The sequence below is a fragment of the Dyadobacter sp. CY343 genome, from assembly GCF_021390335.1.
Classification (GTDB): Bacteria; Bacteroidota; Bacteroidia; order Cytophagales; family Spirosomataceae; genus Dyadobacter.
Window position 1 is genome coordinate 1,061,007 of sequence record NZ_JAJUXK010000004.1, and the last position, 14,743, is coordinate 1,075,749.

12 protein-coding genes are annotated in these 14,743 nt (G+C 45.6%); 7 read left to right on the plus strand and 5 right to left on the minus strand.

Going from position 1 to position 14,743, the window contains the following annotated elements:
- Positions 1-11 precede the first annotated feature (11 nt).
- Positions 12-1,655, plus strand: a complete 1,644-nt coding sequence (locus tag LZG94_RS16470) for a M1 family metallopeptidase (protein ID WP_233792921.1) — start codon at positions 12-14, stop codon at positions 1,653-1,655.
- Here LZG94_RS16470 and LZG94_RS16475 read toward each other — a convergent pair whose 3' ends face one another.
- The 3 genes from LZG94_RS16475 to mazG form a co-directional block, all read right to left on the minus strand.
- Entirely contained in the window at positions 1,656-2,318 is a 663-nt protein-coding gene (locus LZG94_RS16475; RefSeq protein ID WP_233792922.1) for a thiamine diphosphokinase, read from the minus strand.
- Positions 2,319-2,324: 6 nt separating this feature from the next.
- Positions 2,325-2,855: a hypothetical protein gene (locus LZG94_RS16480; protein WP_233792923.1), complete on the minus strand. Its 531-nt coding sequence runs from the start codon at positions 2,853-2,855 to the stop codon at positions 2,325-2,327.
- A 99-nt stretch (positions 2,856-2,954) separates the two neighbouring features.
- Positions 2,955-3,788, minus strand: coding sequence for a nucleoside triphosphate pyrophosphohydrolase (gene mazG, locus LZG94_RS16485; protein WP_233792924.1), 834 nt, complete (start codon positions 3,786-3,788; stop codon positions 2,955-2,957).
- A 132-nt stretch (positions 3,789-3,920) separates the two neighbouring features.
- Here mazG and LZG94_RS16490 point away from each other — a divergent pair, with 132 nt between their 5' ends.
- Entirely contained in the window at positions 3,921-5,768 is a 1,848-nt protein-coding gene (locus LZG94_RS16490; RefSeq protein ID WP_233792925.1) for an ABC transporter ATP-binding protein, read from the plus strand.
- Here LZG94_RS16490 and LZG94_RS16495 read toward each other — a convergent pair whose 3' ends face one another.
- Entirely contained in the window at positions 5,769-6,239 is a 471-nt protein-coding gene (locus LZG94_RS16495) for a PaaI family thioesterase (RefSeq protein ID WP_233792926.1), read from the minus strand.
- Between the two features lie 165 nt (positions 6,240-6,404).
- On the opposite strand from LZG94_RS16495, the gene LZG94_RS16500 reads away from it, so the two are divergent.
- A complete protein-coding gene (locus LZG94_RS16500) occupies positions 6,405-7,202 on the plus strand; it encodes a phosphosulfolactate synthase (protein WP_215234122.1) in 798 nt (265 codons plus the stop codon).
- Positions 7,203-7,232: 30 nt separating this feature from the next.
- Positions 7,233-7,889 (plus strand): DedA family protein, encoded by a 657-nt coding sequence (locus LZG94_RS16505; protein WP_233792927.1) that lies wholly within the window; start codon positions 7,233-7,235, stop codon positions 7,887-7,889.
- Positions 7,890-8,048: 159 nt separating this feature from the next.
- On the opposite strand, the gene guaB is transcribed toward LZG94_RS16505, so the two are convergent.
- The gene (guaB, locus tag LZG94_RS16510) at positions 8,049-9,521 is read right to left on the minus strand and encodes an IMP dehydrogenase (RefSeq protein ID WP_233792928.1); all 1,473 of its coding nucleotides are present in this window, start codon (positions 9,519-9,521) and stop codon (positions 8,049-8,051) included.
- 173 nt (positions 9,522-9,694) lie between these two features.
- Between guaB and LZG94_RS16515 the strand changes: the two genes are divergently transcribed.
- Genes LZG94_RS16515 through LZG94_RS16525 form a run of 3 tightly spaced genes read left to right on the plus strand, consistent with a single transcriptional unit; the run spans position 9,695 to position 14,726 of the window.
- Positions 9,695-10,249, plus strand: coding sequence for an RNA polymerase sigma factor (locus tag LZG94_RS16515; RefSeq protein WP_233792929.1), 555 nt, complete (start codon positions 9,695-9,697; stop codon positions 10,247-10,249).
- 15 nt (positions 10,250-10,264) lie between these two features.
- Positions 10,265-11,266: a FecR family protein gene (locus tag LZG94_RS16520; protein WP_233792930.1), complete on the plus strand. Its 1,002-nt coding sequence runs from the start codon at positions 10,265-10,267 to the stop codon at positions 11,264-11,266.
- Between the two features lie 22 nt (positions 11,267-11,288).
- Positions 11,289-14,726: a TonB-dependent receptor gene (locus LZG94_RS16525; protein ID WP_233792931.1), complete on the plus strand. Its 3,438-nt coding sequence runs from the start codon at positions 11,289-11,291 to the stop codon at positions 14,724-14,726.
- Positions 14,727-14,743: the final 17 nt, after the last annotated feature.

Here is a 14,743-nt window from a genome sequence, read left to right on the forward strand (position 1 = left end):
AAAACACACGAATGAATTTACGCCAATCCGTTTTTTGCGCGATACTATCGGCTATTTCGGTTTCCGGTTTTGCCCAGGAACACAAATTCACCCGCGCCGATACCCTCCGCGGCTCCATTACACCCGAACGCGCGTGGTGGGACCTTACTTACTATCATTTGAAGGTAAAGCCCAATGCGCAGGACAGTACTTTGAGCGGCAGTACCACGATCATTTACAAGGTATTGCAGCCAAATCAGCGTATCCAAGTGGATTTGCAACAACCGCTGTTGATTAGTAAAGTGATCCAGGATGGCGAATCGCTCGAATTCAAGCGTGACGGTAATGCATTTTTTATCGACCTGAAAAAGAAACAGGAAACTGGAAAAGCAGAAAGTATCGAGGTATTTTATTCTGGTAAACCGAGGCTTGCCAAAAATCCACCCTGGGATGGGGGCGTACAATGGATACCTGATGGCCAGGGCAATACGATCATTTCGACTTCGTGCCAGGGTTTGGGTTCAAGTGTATGGTGGCCGTGCAAAGACCACATGTACGACGAGCCCGACAGTATGCAGATCAGCATAACGGTACCTCAGAAAATGACTGACATTTCTAACGGAAAGCTGCTTTCTGTGGTTGAAAACGGCGATAATACGCGCACTTTCAATTGGGTAGTAAAAAACCCTATCAATAACTACGGAGTGAATATGAACGTAGCGAATTATGTAAGCTGGGACGAAACTTACAAGGGTGAAAAAGGCGATTTGCCGGTTAGCTATTATGTATTGCCTAAAAACCTGGATAAAGCGAAAGAACATTTTAAGCAGGTTCCGATGATGCTGAAAGCATTTGAGCATTGGTTTGGCCCCTACCCTTTTTATGAAGATGGTTACAAACTGGTGGAAGTACCCTATCTCGGCATGGAGCATCAGAGTTCGGTGACTTATGGGAATGAGTATAAAATGGGTTACCGCGGCCGCGATCTTTCCAATACGGGCTGGGGCTTGAAATGGGACTTTATTATCATTCACGAAAGCGGTCACGAGTGGTTTGCGAATAATATCACCTACAAAGATGTGGCTGATATGTGGGTGCATGAGAGTTTTACCAACTATTCTGAAAACTTGTATACTGAGTATTATTTTGGTAAAAAAGCGGGTTCTGAGTATGTGATCGGCACCCGCAAACTGATTGAAAATAAAGCACCGATTGTGGGGATTTATGGTGTGAACCAAGAAGGCTCGAAAGATATGTATTACAAAGGCGGGAATATGCTGCATACGATCCGCCAGGTTGTGAATGATGACGAAAAGTGGAGGCAGATTTTGCGGGGGTTGAATAAAACGTTTTACCACCAGACAGTCGACGGATCGCAAATTGAAGCGTATGTGAGTAAAGAGTCCGGCAAGGATTTGACCAAAGTTTTCGACCAATACCTTCGCGACACGCGCATTCCGGTTCTTGAATATAGTTTCGGAGGAAAAGGACTGCAATATCGCTGGACGAATGTGGTAGCGGGTTTTGAAATGCCGGTCAGAGTGCAGATCGGGGCAGGGAAAGAGGAATTTATTTACCCTACTAGCGAGTGGAAAACGATCAAGGTGAAGTCAGAAAAGAGACTGACCGTCGATCCTAATTTTTACGTAGAAGCGAGGGAAAGCAAGACTTCATAATTAGTCCCAGCATTCCATAATCAGCATATCCCCGGTTTTTGCAGAAATCCTGACCATTCCATCCGTCTCAGCTTCATTACTGTTGCCCGTGCGGTGACCTAAGGTCAGGGTTTCGTTTTTTAAATTATATTTCAATCCGGAAGTTTCAATGCCTTCCACAACTCCAATTGGAATAAGCGAAATGGGCGTACCGGCAGCATACCATTTTTCGAAAGTCCCGGTAAGCGGGAATATTTTAGAATAATCATCGAACATCACGAGCCGGATCTTGTCCTTATAGCGAACGAGATTGGTGATATTGGTCACTGCATGATCGGCGCGGCGCCCAGTTGCCCACACGATATTGGCAGCCGGAAATCCTCTTTCTATTAAAAAATCAACTCCTTTTTCAAGGTCAGTCTTTTCGGTATCTGGCGTGTTTACAATTTCCAAGGGTTGCTGGCGGGCAAGTATCGCGTCGAAATCGTGCGGATCGTCAAAATCGCCCAACCAGACATCAACTTTAATGCCCAGTTCCAGTACACGGTAAATTGCATTATCGAGCACGACAATGAAAGGACTCCATTCGAGCAACTGCCCGAGCAGCTCTTCACTGCAAGCTTCTCCGTTGGCAATAATCAGCGCTGGCTCCTGCTTTTCTCTTACAATATGGTGTGATGACATTATTATTTATCTACTTTTTATCAGCGTAACCAGCTCCTTAAATTGCTGAGTCATCTCATCGAATCGCTGATCCATTTTGTCAAATCGCTGATCCATTTTGTTAAACCGCTGATCCATTTTGTCAAACCGCTGATCCATTTTGTCAAATCGCTGATCCATTTCATCAAAGCGCTGATTGACTTTCTCGAATTTCTTATCTATTTCAGCAAATTTTTGATCCATTTCCTCGAATTTCTGATCCATTCGAGTTTCGAGTTTGTCCAGCCTTACCTCTACGCGGTCAATGCGAATTACCAGCCGGTCGAACTTGTCTTCCAGCTTTTCGAACCTTACCTCCAGTTTTGCTTCGAGATTGTCAAATCTGATAGCGTGATCGTCGAGTCGATCATTGATCACGGTCAATTCTTTATGGACACTTGCAAATCCAGTATGTACCAGTGTTGTCAGCGATGCCAGTCCTGTTGCTATCATATCAATCTGCTTTCCGTGTTCAACACATATATTCTCCAATTGATCAATTCTTTGTTCGATAAACATAGTCGTGCGTGCTGTTGAAATTGTGACAAGATTACGCCCGCAATATCTTCACGAAAAAACTGTCACGCAATACCCCAAAAAGGAGTATTTATTTGCAGGTCACACTCCCAATTCTTTGGCTTTGTTCCAGTATGCATCCATTTCCGATAGCGTCATATCTGACAATGATTTTCCGTCAGCCTTTGACGCTTCTTCGAGATATTGAAAGCGGCGAATGAATTTTTTGTTCGTTCTTTCTAATGCAGTTTCAGGGTTAATATCGACGAATCTGGAATAGTTTACGAGTGAGAATAAAAGGTCGCCAAACTCTCCTTCCGCCTCCTTCTGGTCAATTGCATTTCCTGTTTCTATATCAAAATTCTGCTTGAACTCTTCCAGCTCTTCCTGCACTTTTTCCCAAACCTGCTGCTTTTCGTCCCAATCGAAACCTGCACCCCTCGCTTTTTCCTGGATGCGCATTGCTTTAACCAATGCAGGTAACGAAGCCGGCACGCCCGACAATACCGATTTATTTCCTTCCTTCAATTTCAATTTCTCCCAATTCTGCTTGACAGCCTCTTCTGTATCTGCCACAGTATCTCCATAAATATGCGGGTGGCGAGAAATGAGTTTATCACAAACTCCATTCAATACATCTTGAATATCAAACTGATAGGCTTTATCAGGATCGGGTTCCGATCCGATTTTTGCATAAAAAACCAAATGCAGCATGATATCGCCCAACTCTTTTCTGATCTCCGGCAAATCGTTTTCAATGATCGCGTCGGATAACTCGTAAGTTTCCTCAATCGTCAAATGCCGCAGACTTTCCATCGTTTGCTTCCGGTCCCAGGGACATTTTTCCCGCAGTTCGTCCATAATAGTCAGCAAACGATCAAATGCCATCAGCTGGTCCTGACGCTCTTTTGGAAGCAATTCAAAGTGTTTTTCCATAAAACAAAGATAGGGAATGCATTTTTCACTGGCCTATTTCGGAGTGGATTACTCAGCCTTTGAATGCAGTTTAACCGGCGAACTTTTTCATTATTAAAATGTTAATCCAAACGTTAACCAAAAACTGCATCTTTGAGCAAACCCCGCGGGCCCCGTCCCGATAATCCGACTACCGCAAACAACCAATCTTTCAAAAAGCGTTTCTCCGCGCTACAAAACCTGCCCCGATTTTTCCGGCTCGTCTGGCAAACTGATAAGCTGCTCACGATCGGTAACATTTCGTTCCGGCTTGTGAAATCCGCACTTCCGTTGCTGATCCTGTATATAGGAAAAGAGATCATTGATCAGGTGGTTTTTCTGATCGATCACCGCGGCAGCTCGCACCAATACTTGTGGCTGCTGGTAGGTGCTGAATTGGCTTTGACAATCATTTCCGACTTGCTGAACCGCTGCATTAACCTTTTTGATAGCTTGCTGGGTGACCTAGTTGCCAACAAAACGTCCGTCGACCTGGTGCATCACGCCGCCAGACTGGATTTGTATCAATTTGAAAATCCGGTATTCTATGATAAACTGGAACGCGCTCGGCGGCAAACCTCCGGTAGAACCGTGCTGCTCTCACAAACGCTCGCCCAAATGCAGGATATGCTCACATTATTATCACTGGGAGCAGGATTGGTGATTTTCAATCCGTGGCTGATATTGATTCTGATCGTCGCAGTAATCCCCTCCTTTATCGGCGAAACGCATTTCAATGAAAAAACCTATTCACTTACCAGAAGCTGGACGCCCGAGCGGCGTGAGCTGGATTATTTGCGGTACCTGGGTTCAAGCGCCGAAACTGCGAAAGAAGTGAAGGTTTTTGGTCTGGAAAATTACCTCGCCAGTCAATTCAAATCTCTTTCGGACAAATACTTTCATGCAAATAGGAAGATAGCGGTCGCGCGCGCCGGCTGGGGATATTTGCTGGCGGCAATCGGCACCTTGGCTTACTATGGCGCCTACGTTTTTGTGTTGGCACAAACGCTCAGCGGTATGATCACGATCGGTACGATGACCTTCCTTTCCGGTTCGTTCCAAAGAATGCACGCGATGCTCCAAAATATCATGAGCCGGTTTTCCAGTATAGCCGAGAATGCATTGTATTTACAGGACCTATTTGATTTTTTTGAAATACAACCTACCATACTTGCCAACGAAAACGGTTATGCGATCCCTCACCCGATCAGAAAGGGTATAACCTTTGAAAATGTGGGTTTCAAATATCCTGACAACGATTTCTGGGCATTGCGTAACCTGTCTTTTTCTATCAAACCTGGCGAAAAACTGGCATTAGTAGGTGAAAATGGGGCCGGTAAAACGACTTTGGTCAAGCTGCTTGCCTCACTTTACAAACCCACAGAAGGCCGCATTCTGATCGATGGCGTGGATTTACAGGATTACCAGCTGGCCGATCTGCGGGCCAATATTGGTATCATTTTTCAGGATTACATCCGGTACGAAATGACCGTTTCGGATAATATCGCAGTCGGCGATATTGCGAATATTGACGATAAAAATGCGATTGAAAGTGCTGCGAATAAAAGTATGGCGCACGAGCTCATCGACAGGCTACCTAACCATTACGAGCAGGTTTTGGGAAAACGTTTCAAAGATGGTACCGAACTTTCAGGAGGTCAGTGGCAAAAGATCGCACTCGCGCGGGCTTACATGCGCGATGCCCAGATCATCGTTTTGGATGAACCTACTTCTGCGCTGGATGCTCGCGCAGAACACGAGGTTTTCAAAAGATTTACTAACCTGATCGAGGGAAAAATGGCCGTGCTCATTTCCCACCGGTTTTCAACCGTGAGAATGGCCGACCGAATTTTGTTTTTGGAAAAAGGAAAACTGATCGAATTCGGCTCCCACGGCGAGCTGATCGCGCAGAACGGCAAATATGCCGAATTGTTCAATATTCAAGCGCAGGGTTATTTGTGATCAAAAAGGGATCCGGAAGTTGGTCTGGATCATATTGCTGGTACATTTGGCGATGATCTTGCCTTCCAGATCAACTATCTTACCTTCGACGTGAATGATATTCTTGCCCGATCTGACGACCCAGGATTTGGCAGTAATTACGTCCCCGATCTTGGCGGAATGCAGAAAATCACAGTTCAGGTTGACTGAAACGCATGCGAATTCCCGTCCCAATGCGTACACCATCGTTCCTACTACTTCGTCGAGAATGGTAGCGGCAATACCGCCGTGCAAGCTGCCCATTGGATTTGTCATTTCTTCGCGCACCGTAAATTCGACTTCCATACTGCCTTCCCGCACACCGGTCAACTTCCCCTTGAGCCACCGCCCGACCGGCGATTTGCTTTCATTCATTGGCTTTCCAATGTGCGCTTGTAAAAAAGCGAGACGCTGGTTTTCTCCGTCAATCCCCGGTTTTGTCGACTCACTCATGGCAAAAATTTGATAAAATAGACATTGGAAACGTAAGACGAAAAATAGTAATTATCGTAGAAATATCTAGGAATCACAGTCATTATTGTGGATTTAATTGCTATGTTTTGAAGGTTATTGCTACCTTTACCGCAGTTTTTGCCAGAGATAAAAGCATACTCATATATGAATTTTACGTTATCGCAGGTTCCTGATCGCTCCCAGAAACCCCGCCAGAAGGGAATCACCATGGTGATGGATAAAGGGCTCAGTATCAGAGAGACAGAGGATATGTTATCGATTTCATCCGATTATATTGATATCGTAAAGCTGGGCTGGGCTACCTCTTATGTCAGCCCGAATCTCAACGAGAAACTTGCGGTTTATAAGAATGCCAACATACCGGTTTATTTCGGTGGTACCCTCTTCGAAGCATTTGTTGTAAGAAACCAATTTGACGATTACCGCAAGCTGCTCGACAAATACGACCTCAAACACGCAGAAGTCTCCGACGGTTCTATCGAAATGAACCAGGACGTTAAATGCGAATATATCAGGACACTTGCCCAGCAGGTGACCGTTTTGTCTGAGGTGGGTTCTAAGGATGAAAATAAAATCATTCCTCCCTATAAGTGGATCCAGCTGATCAAATCTGAATTGCAGGCAGGAGCCTGGAAAGTGATCGGTGAGGCGCGCGAATCGGGTAACGTAGGTTTGTTCCGTGCGAGCGGGGAAGTGCGCCAGGGACTGGTGGAAGAAATTTTGACTGAAATTGCATTCGAAGATATGCTTTGGGAAGCACCCCAGAAATCACAGCAGGTTTGGTTTGTGAAACTGCTCGGTGCCAATGTAAATCTTGGAAATATCGCCCCTACTGAGCTTATTCCTCTTGAAACGATCCGCCTCGGTCTGCGTGGCGATACATTCAACCACTTCCTTAATGCTAAAACCAAGCAGAAATGGAAGATCGATTCGAAATCGTAATAACGCATTATCACTCACCTAATATTAGCTATGGAATTCCTAAGGCAGTTTATTGACATTTTTCTCCACCTCGACAAGCATCTTTTTGACATTGTACAGGAGTACGGTACGCTTACCTACCTGATCCTGTTTCTGATCGTTTTCACCGAAACCGGTCTGGTAATCATGCCGCTGCTACCGGGAGACTCACTTTTGTTTGCAGCAGGTGCAATAGCCGCCAATGAAACCACCGGACTGAATGTCTGGCTGATCATCATTCTTCTGATCATTGCCGCATTATTGGGAGATAACCTCAATTATTTCGTAGGAAAAAAACTGGGCGGAGAGATCAAAAAAAGAGAGAGGATATTATTCTTGAAAAGAGAATATCTTGAAAAAACGGAAGCATTCTATGAAAAACACGGAGGAAGCACGGTAATTATGGCGCGTTTCATTCCGATCGTTCGCACGGTAGCACCTTTCGTAGCCGGCGCGGGCAGTATGAATTATTCCAAATATATCATTTACTGCATCGCAGGGGCACTTCTGTGGGTTCCTGCACTTACGTTACTTGGTTTCTTCTTCGGGAATATGGAAATCGTGAAAAAGAACTTCGAACTCGTAATTTTCGGAATTATTGGATTGTCAATTCTGCCGATGGTTTTCGGATATTTTAAAAGCAAGTTTGCGAAACCGACGGTGGTGTAGGGAGGTGTTGGCTATTAGCTGTTAGCTGTTGGCTGTTGGCTGTTGGTAAAATATTTTTACAAAAAATGCCTTGCAATGTGCAAGGCATTTTTTGTTATGCTAAAAACTAACAGCTAACGGCCAATAGCTAACAGCCAATAGCCAACAGCCAATAGCCAATTAACTCCTCGAATAATTCGGTGCTTCCTTCTGAATCATGATATCGTGCGGGTGGCTTTCTTTGACACCGGCAGAAGTGATTTTCACGAATTGCGCTTTTTGCAGGTCGGCAATGTCGCCAGCGCCACAGTAGCCCATACCTGCTTTCAAACCACCAACCATCTGGTAAACGATCTCTGAAACTTTACCTTTAAAAGGTACCCGACCAACAATACCTTCCGGAACCAGCTTTTTGACATCATCTTCTGCATCCTGGAAATACCGGTCTTTCGAACCGTCCTCCATTGCCTCAACTGATCCCATTCCACGATAAGCTTTAAATTTCCGGCCTTCGTAAATCACGATTTCGCCGGGAGCTTCGTCGCTACCTGCCAGCATCGAGCCGATCATAATGGTGCTTGCGCCGCCGGCCAAGGCTTTGGTCATATCGCCTGAGAAACGGATACCGCCATCGGCGATCACCGGAACATCTGTGCCTTTCAATGCTTCCGCTGCCCACATTACTGCCGTAAGCTGAGGAACTCCGATACCTGCGATAATGCGGGTAGTACAGATACTTCCTGGTCCCACGCCCACTTTCACTGCATCCGCACCTGCGTCCGCCAATGCTTTTGCACCTTCGCCGGTGGCTACGTTGCCTGCGATTACATCCAGTTTCGGGAATTGTGCTTTTACTGACTTGAGAGCTTCAATCACGCCCAGCGAGTGACCGTGCGCCGTGTCCAGACTGATCACGTCCACGCCAGCTTTCACCAATGCTTCTACTCTTTTCAAAAGATCAGCTGTAACGCCAACTGCCGCGCCTACACGCAGGCGGCCGTATTCGTCCTTGCATGCATTCGGGTGGGATTTGCGTTTCAGGATATCTTTGTAGGTAATCAAACCTGTCAAACGATATGCTGAATCTACGATAGGAAGCTTTTCGATTTTGTATTCCTGCAAGATCTTCTCTGCGTCGTCGAGTGATAAACCGTCGGAGGCTGTGATCAGCTTATCCTTGGTCATGATCTCCGTAACCGGCTTTGACATCTCTCTTTCAAAACGCAAATCGCGGTTGGTGAGGATACCGATCAGCTTGTGATCTTTGTCAATCACGGGAATACCGCCGATTTTGAACTCACGCATGATCTGATGCGCATCGCCGAGGGTAGCTGTATCGTTCAGCGTGATCGGATCAAGGATCATGCCGCTTTCAGACCGTTTTACCTTTCTTACTTGCTCAGCCTGCGCTTCCAGGCTCATGTTTTTATGGATTATTCCAATGCCGCCTTCCTGGGCCATCGCAATGGCCAGATCAAATTCGGTAACCGTGTCCATCGCCGCTGAAACCAATGGAATGTTCAGTTCGATGTTACGTGTAAGCTTGGTTTTTGTTGTTGTATTGCGAGGAAGAATTTCTGAATAACCTGGTATTAGAAGAACGTCGTCGTAAGTGAGGGCCTCGAAGAGGACTTTGAATGGGTCTGTGCTCATAGCAAATAAACGATTGTTATTTGCCGGGCAAAATTAGCTATAAGTTAGGAGTCGACCAAAAAAAGGTGAAAACAAGTCGTTTTTAAAAATTATTAAAATAATGGTAAAACGGTTTAGGGGTATTCAGCTGTTGTTTGACTATACCTTTGTATTCCATTTTCTACTGGCATTTGATGAAGCCAATATTTACTGATGAGCAACTGGTTATTCAGCTTTCTGAAAGCAGCAAACGCGCTTTCGAGGAAGTCTATAACCGGTATTGGTATAAGTTGTTTTGCATTGCCTACCACCAGACAGCCTCGAAGGAAGAAGCCGAAGAACTGGTTCACGACCTGTTTGAAAGTCTATGGAACAGGCGCGCGGAAAGCAATATAAAGCATCTCAGTTCCTACCTCGTCATTTCGATGAAGTACCTGATTACCAATCATGTAAAGTCAAAAATTACGTGGCGGAGGTATCAGGAATATGTGCTGCTCAACAAAATGCAGGAAATATCTTCCACGGAAGAAAACATCGAGTTCAATGATCTTTCGGAGGCGATCGACAAGGCGATGAGAAAACTTCCGGAGAAAACCAGCCGTGTTTTTCAGCTTAGCCGCTTTGAAAATCAATCAGTTAAGAGCATTGCCAAAGAACTTCACATTTCGGAAAAAGCTGTGGAATACCATATTACCCGATCCCTCAAAATTTTGAAAGACAATCTGTCGATCTACCAAAGCGATAATTAAGTATTTCAACAAGCCATGAACCAATACGATTTTCAGCAGACCCTCAACAAATATCTTTCCGACCAGCACACGCAGGAGGAGGAAGATTTTGTTTTGGAATATTTCCAAAACAATCCAATGGAAGATTCGGCTGTTTTTGAAAATGAAAAAGAGGTTATCGGAAAGCGCATTCAGACAAAACTATTCAGGACTACATTCGGTAAGCCGCTTATTTTAAGATCAATACCCTGGCTGGCGGCCGCGGCTTCGGTTTTAATTGCGATCGGTGTGTGGGTTTTTGTTCAAAATGACCCGGCAGAAATAGTAGCCAATGCAGATCTGATCTCAGGCAAAGGCTTGATGGAATTCAGGAATACTTCCGACAAACCGCAGAACGTGACGCTGGAAGACGGAAGTATTGTTACGCTGAAAAAAAATAGCAGCCTGAGCTTTCCTGGGCATTTCGGTGAGAAAAACAGACAGGTTTACCTTCACGGAGAGGCGTTTTTTGAGATCAAAAGAAATACCGCTAAACCGTTTATCGTGTACTCCGGCGACCTGGTTACTAAGGTTTTAGGGACAAGCTTTAATATAAAATCTTACGACAAGTCGACCTCAGTGGAAGTTCGGGTGAAAACCGGGCGGGTTTCGGTTTATGAAGGAAACGAATCGAGGTCCAAGACCAAAAACGGGGTAATACTCACGCCGAACCAAAAGATCGTTTTTGATAAAAAATCAAGGAAAATGGAATTCTCAATCGTTGAAAATCCCTCGCTGCTCATTCCTGCGGGCGAAACAGAACATGGTTTTACATTCTCGGAAGTACCTGTCAAAAGTGTATTCGCTTCACTGGAAAAATCTTACGGAATTGATATTGTACTCGAAAACGACACTGCAGATACCTGCCTTTTTACCGGTGATTTAAATGGATTGACCCTATTCCAGCAACTTGACCTGATCTGTAAGTCGGCTAATATTTCCTATGAAAGCCGGGGTACCGCGCTGTTTGTTCAGGGAGCCGGATGTATTAATGAATAAAAAAGATAAACCTCTAATAACTATGTATAAAAAAATACCCCTCAACCGGGTTGTTTACAGCGCCATGAAAATCACGGCGAAACAACTGCTGATCTCCGTATTGTGCTGCGGCATATCGTTCGCGCATGCTATTTACGGTCAGGAACTGCTTAACAAGGAGATTTTCCTGAAAACGGAGTCTCTTGAAATCAAAAAAATCCTGCAAATGATCGAAAAGCAGGCCGACGTGAAGTTCGTATATAGTACATCGAGCATTCAGAAAGTGCAGAATGTTACCGTTAAAGAACTCAAAGGACCTCTTAGTAAGGTACTTGATCAGCTTCTTACGCCGCTCAATGTTTCCTACGAGGTGGTGGGCACTTCGAGGATATTACTTCGAAAAAAGCCCGTTTTAAAAACTGCTATCGGCGATAGTGGAATTCGATCCAATGCGGCTGACCGAAATATCACCGGAAAAGTAACCGACGAAAAAGGCGACGGACTGCCGGGCGTAAATATCCTGCTGGTTGGAACGCAGCAAGGAACTTCTACCAACGAAAACGGCGACTACCGCATCACGGTGCCGGATCAGAACGCGACTTTAAAATTTTCGTTCATCGGTTACGTAAGTCAGGAAATTGCTGTGGACAAGGATATTATCAATATATCTCTGGCTCCCGATGTGAGTGCATTGAAGGAAGTGGTCGTTGTGGGCTACGGTACGCAGGAAAAAAAGGATATTACCGGCGCAGTTTCGTCTGTGAAAGGCGCTGATTTTCAAAACCTTCCCTCCGGCGGCGCGCAGCAGGCTTTGCAGGGAAGAGCAGCCGGTGTGAATGTTGTCAGAAATGGTGGCGCACCGGGCGATGCCGGCTCTATTCAGATCCGGGGTTTTGGTACGGTCAACAACTCCTCGCCGCTTGTTGTTATTGACGGAATTCCTTCCGGGACCATGAATGACGTGAACCCGAATGATATCGAATCGATTGAAATTCTTAAAGATGCGTCGGCTTCTGCTATTTATGGAACGCGCGCGGCAAACGGGGTGATCATTGTCACTACTAAGAGGGGCAAGTTTGATAACCCGCTTTCGGTCACATTGAATGGGTACGCCGGGGTCTCCAACCGCATTAAAACGCTTGACGTGCTCACTGCCCGCGAACTGGCAGTTTTAAAACAGGAAGCTTACACCAACGACGGCCTGTCTGTTCCGGAAATATGGACAGATACACAATACCAAAACCAGCTTACCAACTGGCAGGATGAGATTTTGCAGCAGGGTTCTACCCAGAATTACGACGCGTCGATCCGTGGCGGAAGCAAGTATTCGACATTTTCAATTTCGGGAGGATACTATAAAGAAACCGGGATCATTGGAAAATCAAGCTACAAGCGACTTACATTCCGCATTAATTCGGATCATAAAATAGGTTCGAGGATCAAGATCGGACAGAATTTTCAGTTTACAAATACACATAATACCGGCCCCGACACGCAATCTTCTCAAACAGGTCTGCTTTGGAGCGCAATCCGTTTCCATCCGGGCTTGCCGGTCAGAAATGCAAACGGTTCGTACGGTTCTACGCAGGGCTTGGGTGCATTCGGAGATATTAACAACCCGGTTTTCACGGTAGATACGCAGGATAAAGACAATGCGCGTAACCGTTTTTTAGGTAGTGTTTTTGGTGAGATTGAAATAGCAGATGGTTTGAAACTGCGTGCAAACCTGGCTACCGACGCTACTTTCTCACAAAGCCACACTTTTGATGTGAAGATCAACGATCAGTTCAGAACCAATTCTTATAATCAGCTAAGTGTAGGAAATGATAAAAACTGGTCGTTTTTGCAGGAATATTTTCTTTCGTATGATAAGCGTTTTGGCCAACATTCTCTTGGCTTGACCGGCGGCTATACTTCGCAGACATTCAATGATATTTTCTCGAATCAGTGGGGACGCGATTTTCCAAGTGAAGATCCTTCGCTGCGATACATGCAGTATGCCGGAACGATTGTGGCGGTACCGCTGGCTAATGGCGGAAACGGCGGCAGGAGCTACGACGCACTTGCTTCCTTTTTCGGGAGGGTGAATTATTCGTTCAAAGACCGGTATTTACTTACTGCAACAGTCCGCAGCGACGGTTCTTCCAAATTTGCTCCCGGAAATCAATGGGGCTACTTCCCGGCATTCTCGGCAGGCTGGCGAATTTCAGAAGAAGATTTTTTCAAAAATGCATTGCCGATGTTTGGCAACTTCAAGCTGACCGGCGGTTGGGGCAGGCTGGGTAACCAGAATGTAGCCTCCCTCCAATATCTCGCTCTGATCAACTCTACGTACCGTTATGCATTTGGTAACGGAGGTGTTCAGAATCAGGTTTCCGGTGCGGCACAAAGTCGGTTAGCTAACCTTCATATTGGCTGGGAAACTGCCGAAATGAGCAATTTTGGATTGGAAATGGAGCTTTTTAAAAACAGCCTGTTTTTCTCAGCTAATTATTTTATCAAGAACACCAAGGATATGTTGCTCGCGCCGCCTTCAATAGGCACGATCGGGTCAGCTACAATCCCGGACCAGAATATTGGTCAGCTGCAAAATAAAGGACTGGAACTGGAAGCTTCGTACCGGCACACAGTGGGTGCTGTTACGTTCAATCTGAGCGGCAATGCCACTTTTATCCAAAATAAGATCACAAGACTTGCTACTCCGGGAGGTTTCCTGGCGACGCAGCTTTACGGTCGCGGCCAGCAGGAAATCGTAAGAACTTATGAAGGCCAGCCTTACGGTACTTTTTATGGTTATAAAACCGATGGGATTTACCAGAGTCAGGGAGAAATCGATTCCGATGCGAATATCGCAAACGATTCGCGACGCACCGACGGGCTGATCAAGCCGGGTGATGTCAGGTTCCAGGATCTGAATGGAAACGGGATTGTGGACGACGATGACCGGACGATTATCGGAAGCCCGCAACCGAAGGTCAATTACGGATTCTCGGCAGGCGCCAATTGGAAAGGATTTGACCTGAACCTGTTTTTTGTTGGTGTTGGTGGATCCAAGATTTTCAATGCAGACAGAATGCAGGGACTCGACGCCAGCTATTCTTTCAATTTATATGCGGAAGCAAATGAGCGGTGGCATGGAGCAGGAACCGGCAATACGGTACCGCGCGTGAGCATTGACAATGCAAACCGTAATTTCCGTCCTTCTGATCTTTTTGTTGAAAAAGGAGATTACCTGCGATTGAAAAACCTGACGCTGGGATACACAATTCCAAAAGATGCGATCGGCAAATTGAAAATGTCACAGGCGAGGATTTATGTAACCGGTCAGAATATTCTGACTTTCACCAAATATTCGGGACTTAACCCTGAACTGGGCTACGTAGGGAACGTTGGCAACGGATCTTACAACCAGCTGAATGTGGATTATGCGCAATACCCGCAAGCCCGCACGTGGACAATCGGAGCTACGCTGAGTTTCTAAAATCCCAAGTTCAGATT

Excerpts from the sequence above, each read along its gene's own strand:
- LZG94_RS16470 (WP_233792921.1), top strand. The coding sequence starts at position 12 with ATGAATTTACGCCAATCCGTTTTTTGCGCGATACTATCGGCTATTTCG.
- LZG94_RS16475 (WP_233792922.1), bottom strand. The coding sequence starts at position 2,318 with ATGTCATCACACCATATTGTAAGAGAAAAGCAGGAGCCAGCGCTGATT.
- LZG94_RS16480 (WP_233792923.1), bottom strand. The coding sequence starts at position 2,855 with ATGTTTATCGAACAAAGAATTGATCAATTGGAGAATATATGTGTTGAA.
- mazG (WP_233792924.1), bottom strand. The coding sequence starts at position 3,788 with ATGGAAAAACACTTTGAATTGCTTCCAAAAGAGCGTCAGGACCAGCTG.
- LZG94_RS16495 (WP_233792926.1), bottom strand. The coding sequence starts at position 6,239 with ATGAGTGAGTCGACAAAACCGGGGATTGACGGAGAAAACCAGCGTCTC.
- LZG94_RS16500 (WP_215234122.1), top strand. The coding sequence starts at position 6,405 with ATGAATTTTACGTTATCGCAGGTTCCTGATCGCTCCCAGAAACCCCGC.
- LZG94_RS16505 (WP_233792927.1), top strand. The coding sequence starts at position 7,233 with ATGGAATTCCTAAGGCAGTTTATTGACATTTTTCTCCACCTCGACAAG.
- guaB (WP_233792928.1), bottom strand. The coding sequence starts at position 9,521 with ATGAGCACAGACCCATTCAAAGTCCTCTTCGAGGCCCTCACTTACGAC.
- LZG94_RS16515 (WP_233792929.1), top strand. The coding sequence starts at position 9,695 with ATGAAGCCAATATTTACTGATGAGCAACTGGTTATTCAGCTTTCTGAA.
- LZG94_RS16520 (WP_233792930.1), top strand. The coding sequence starts at position 10,265 with ATGAACCAATACGATTTTCAGCAGACCCTCAACAAATATCTTTCCGAC.
- LZG94_RS16525 (WP_233792931.1), top strand. The coding sequence starts at position 11,289 with ATGTATAAAAAAATACCCCTCAACCGGGTTGTTTACAGCGCCATGAAA.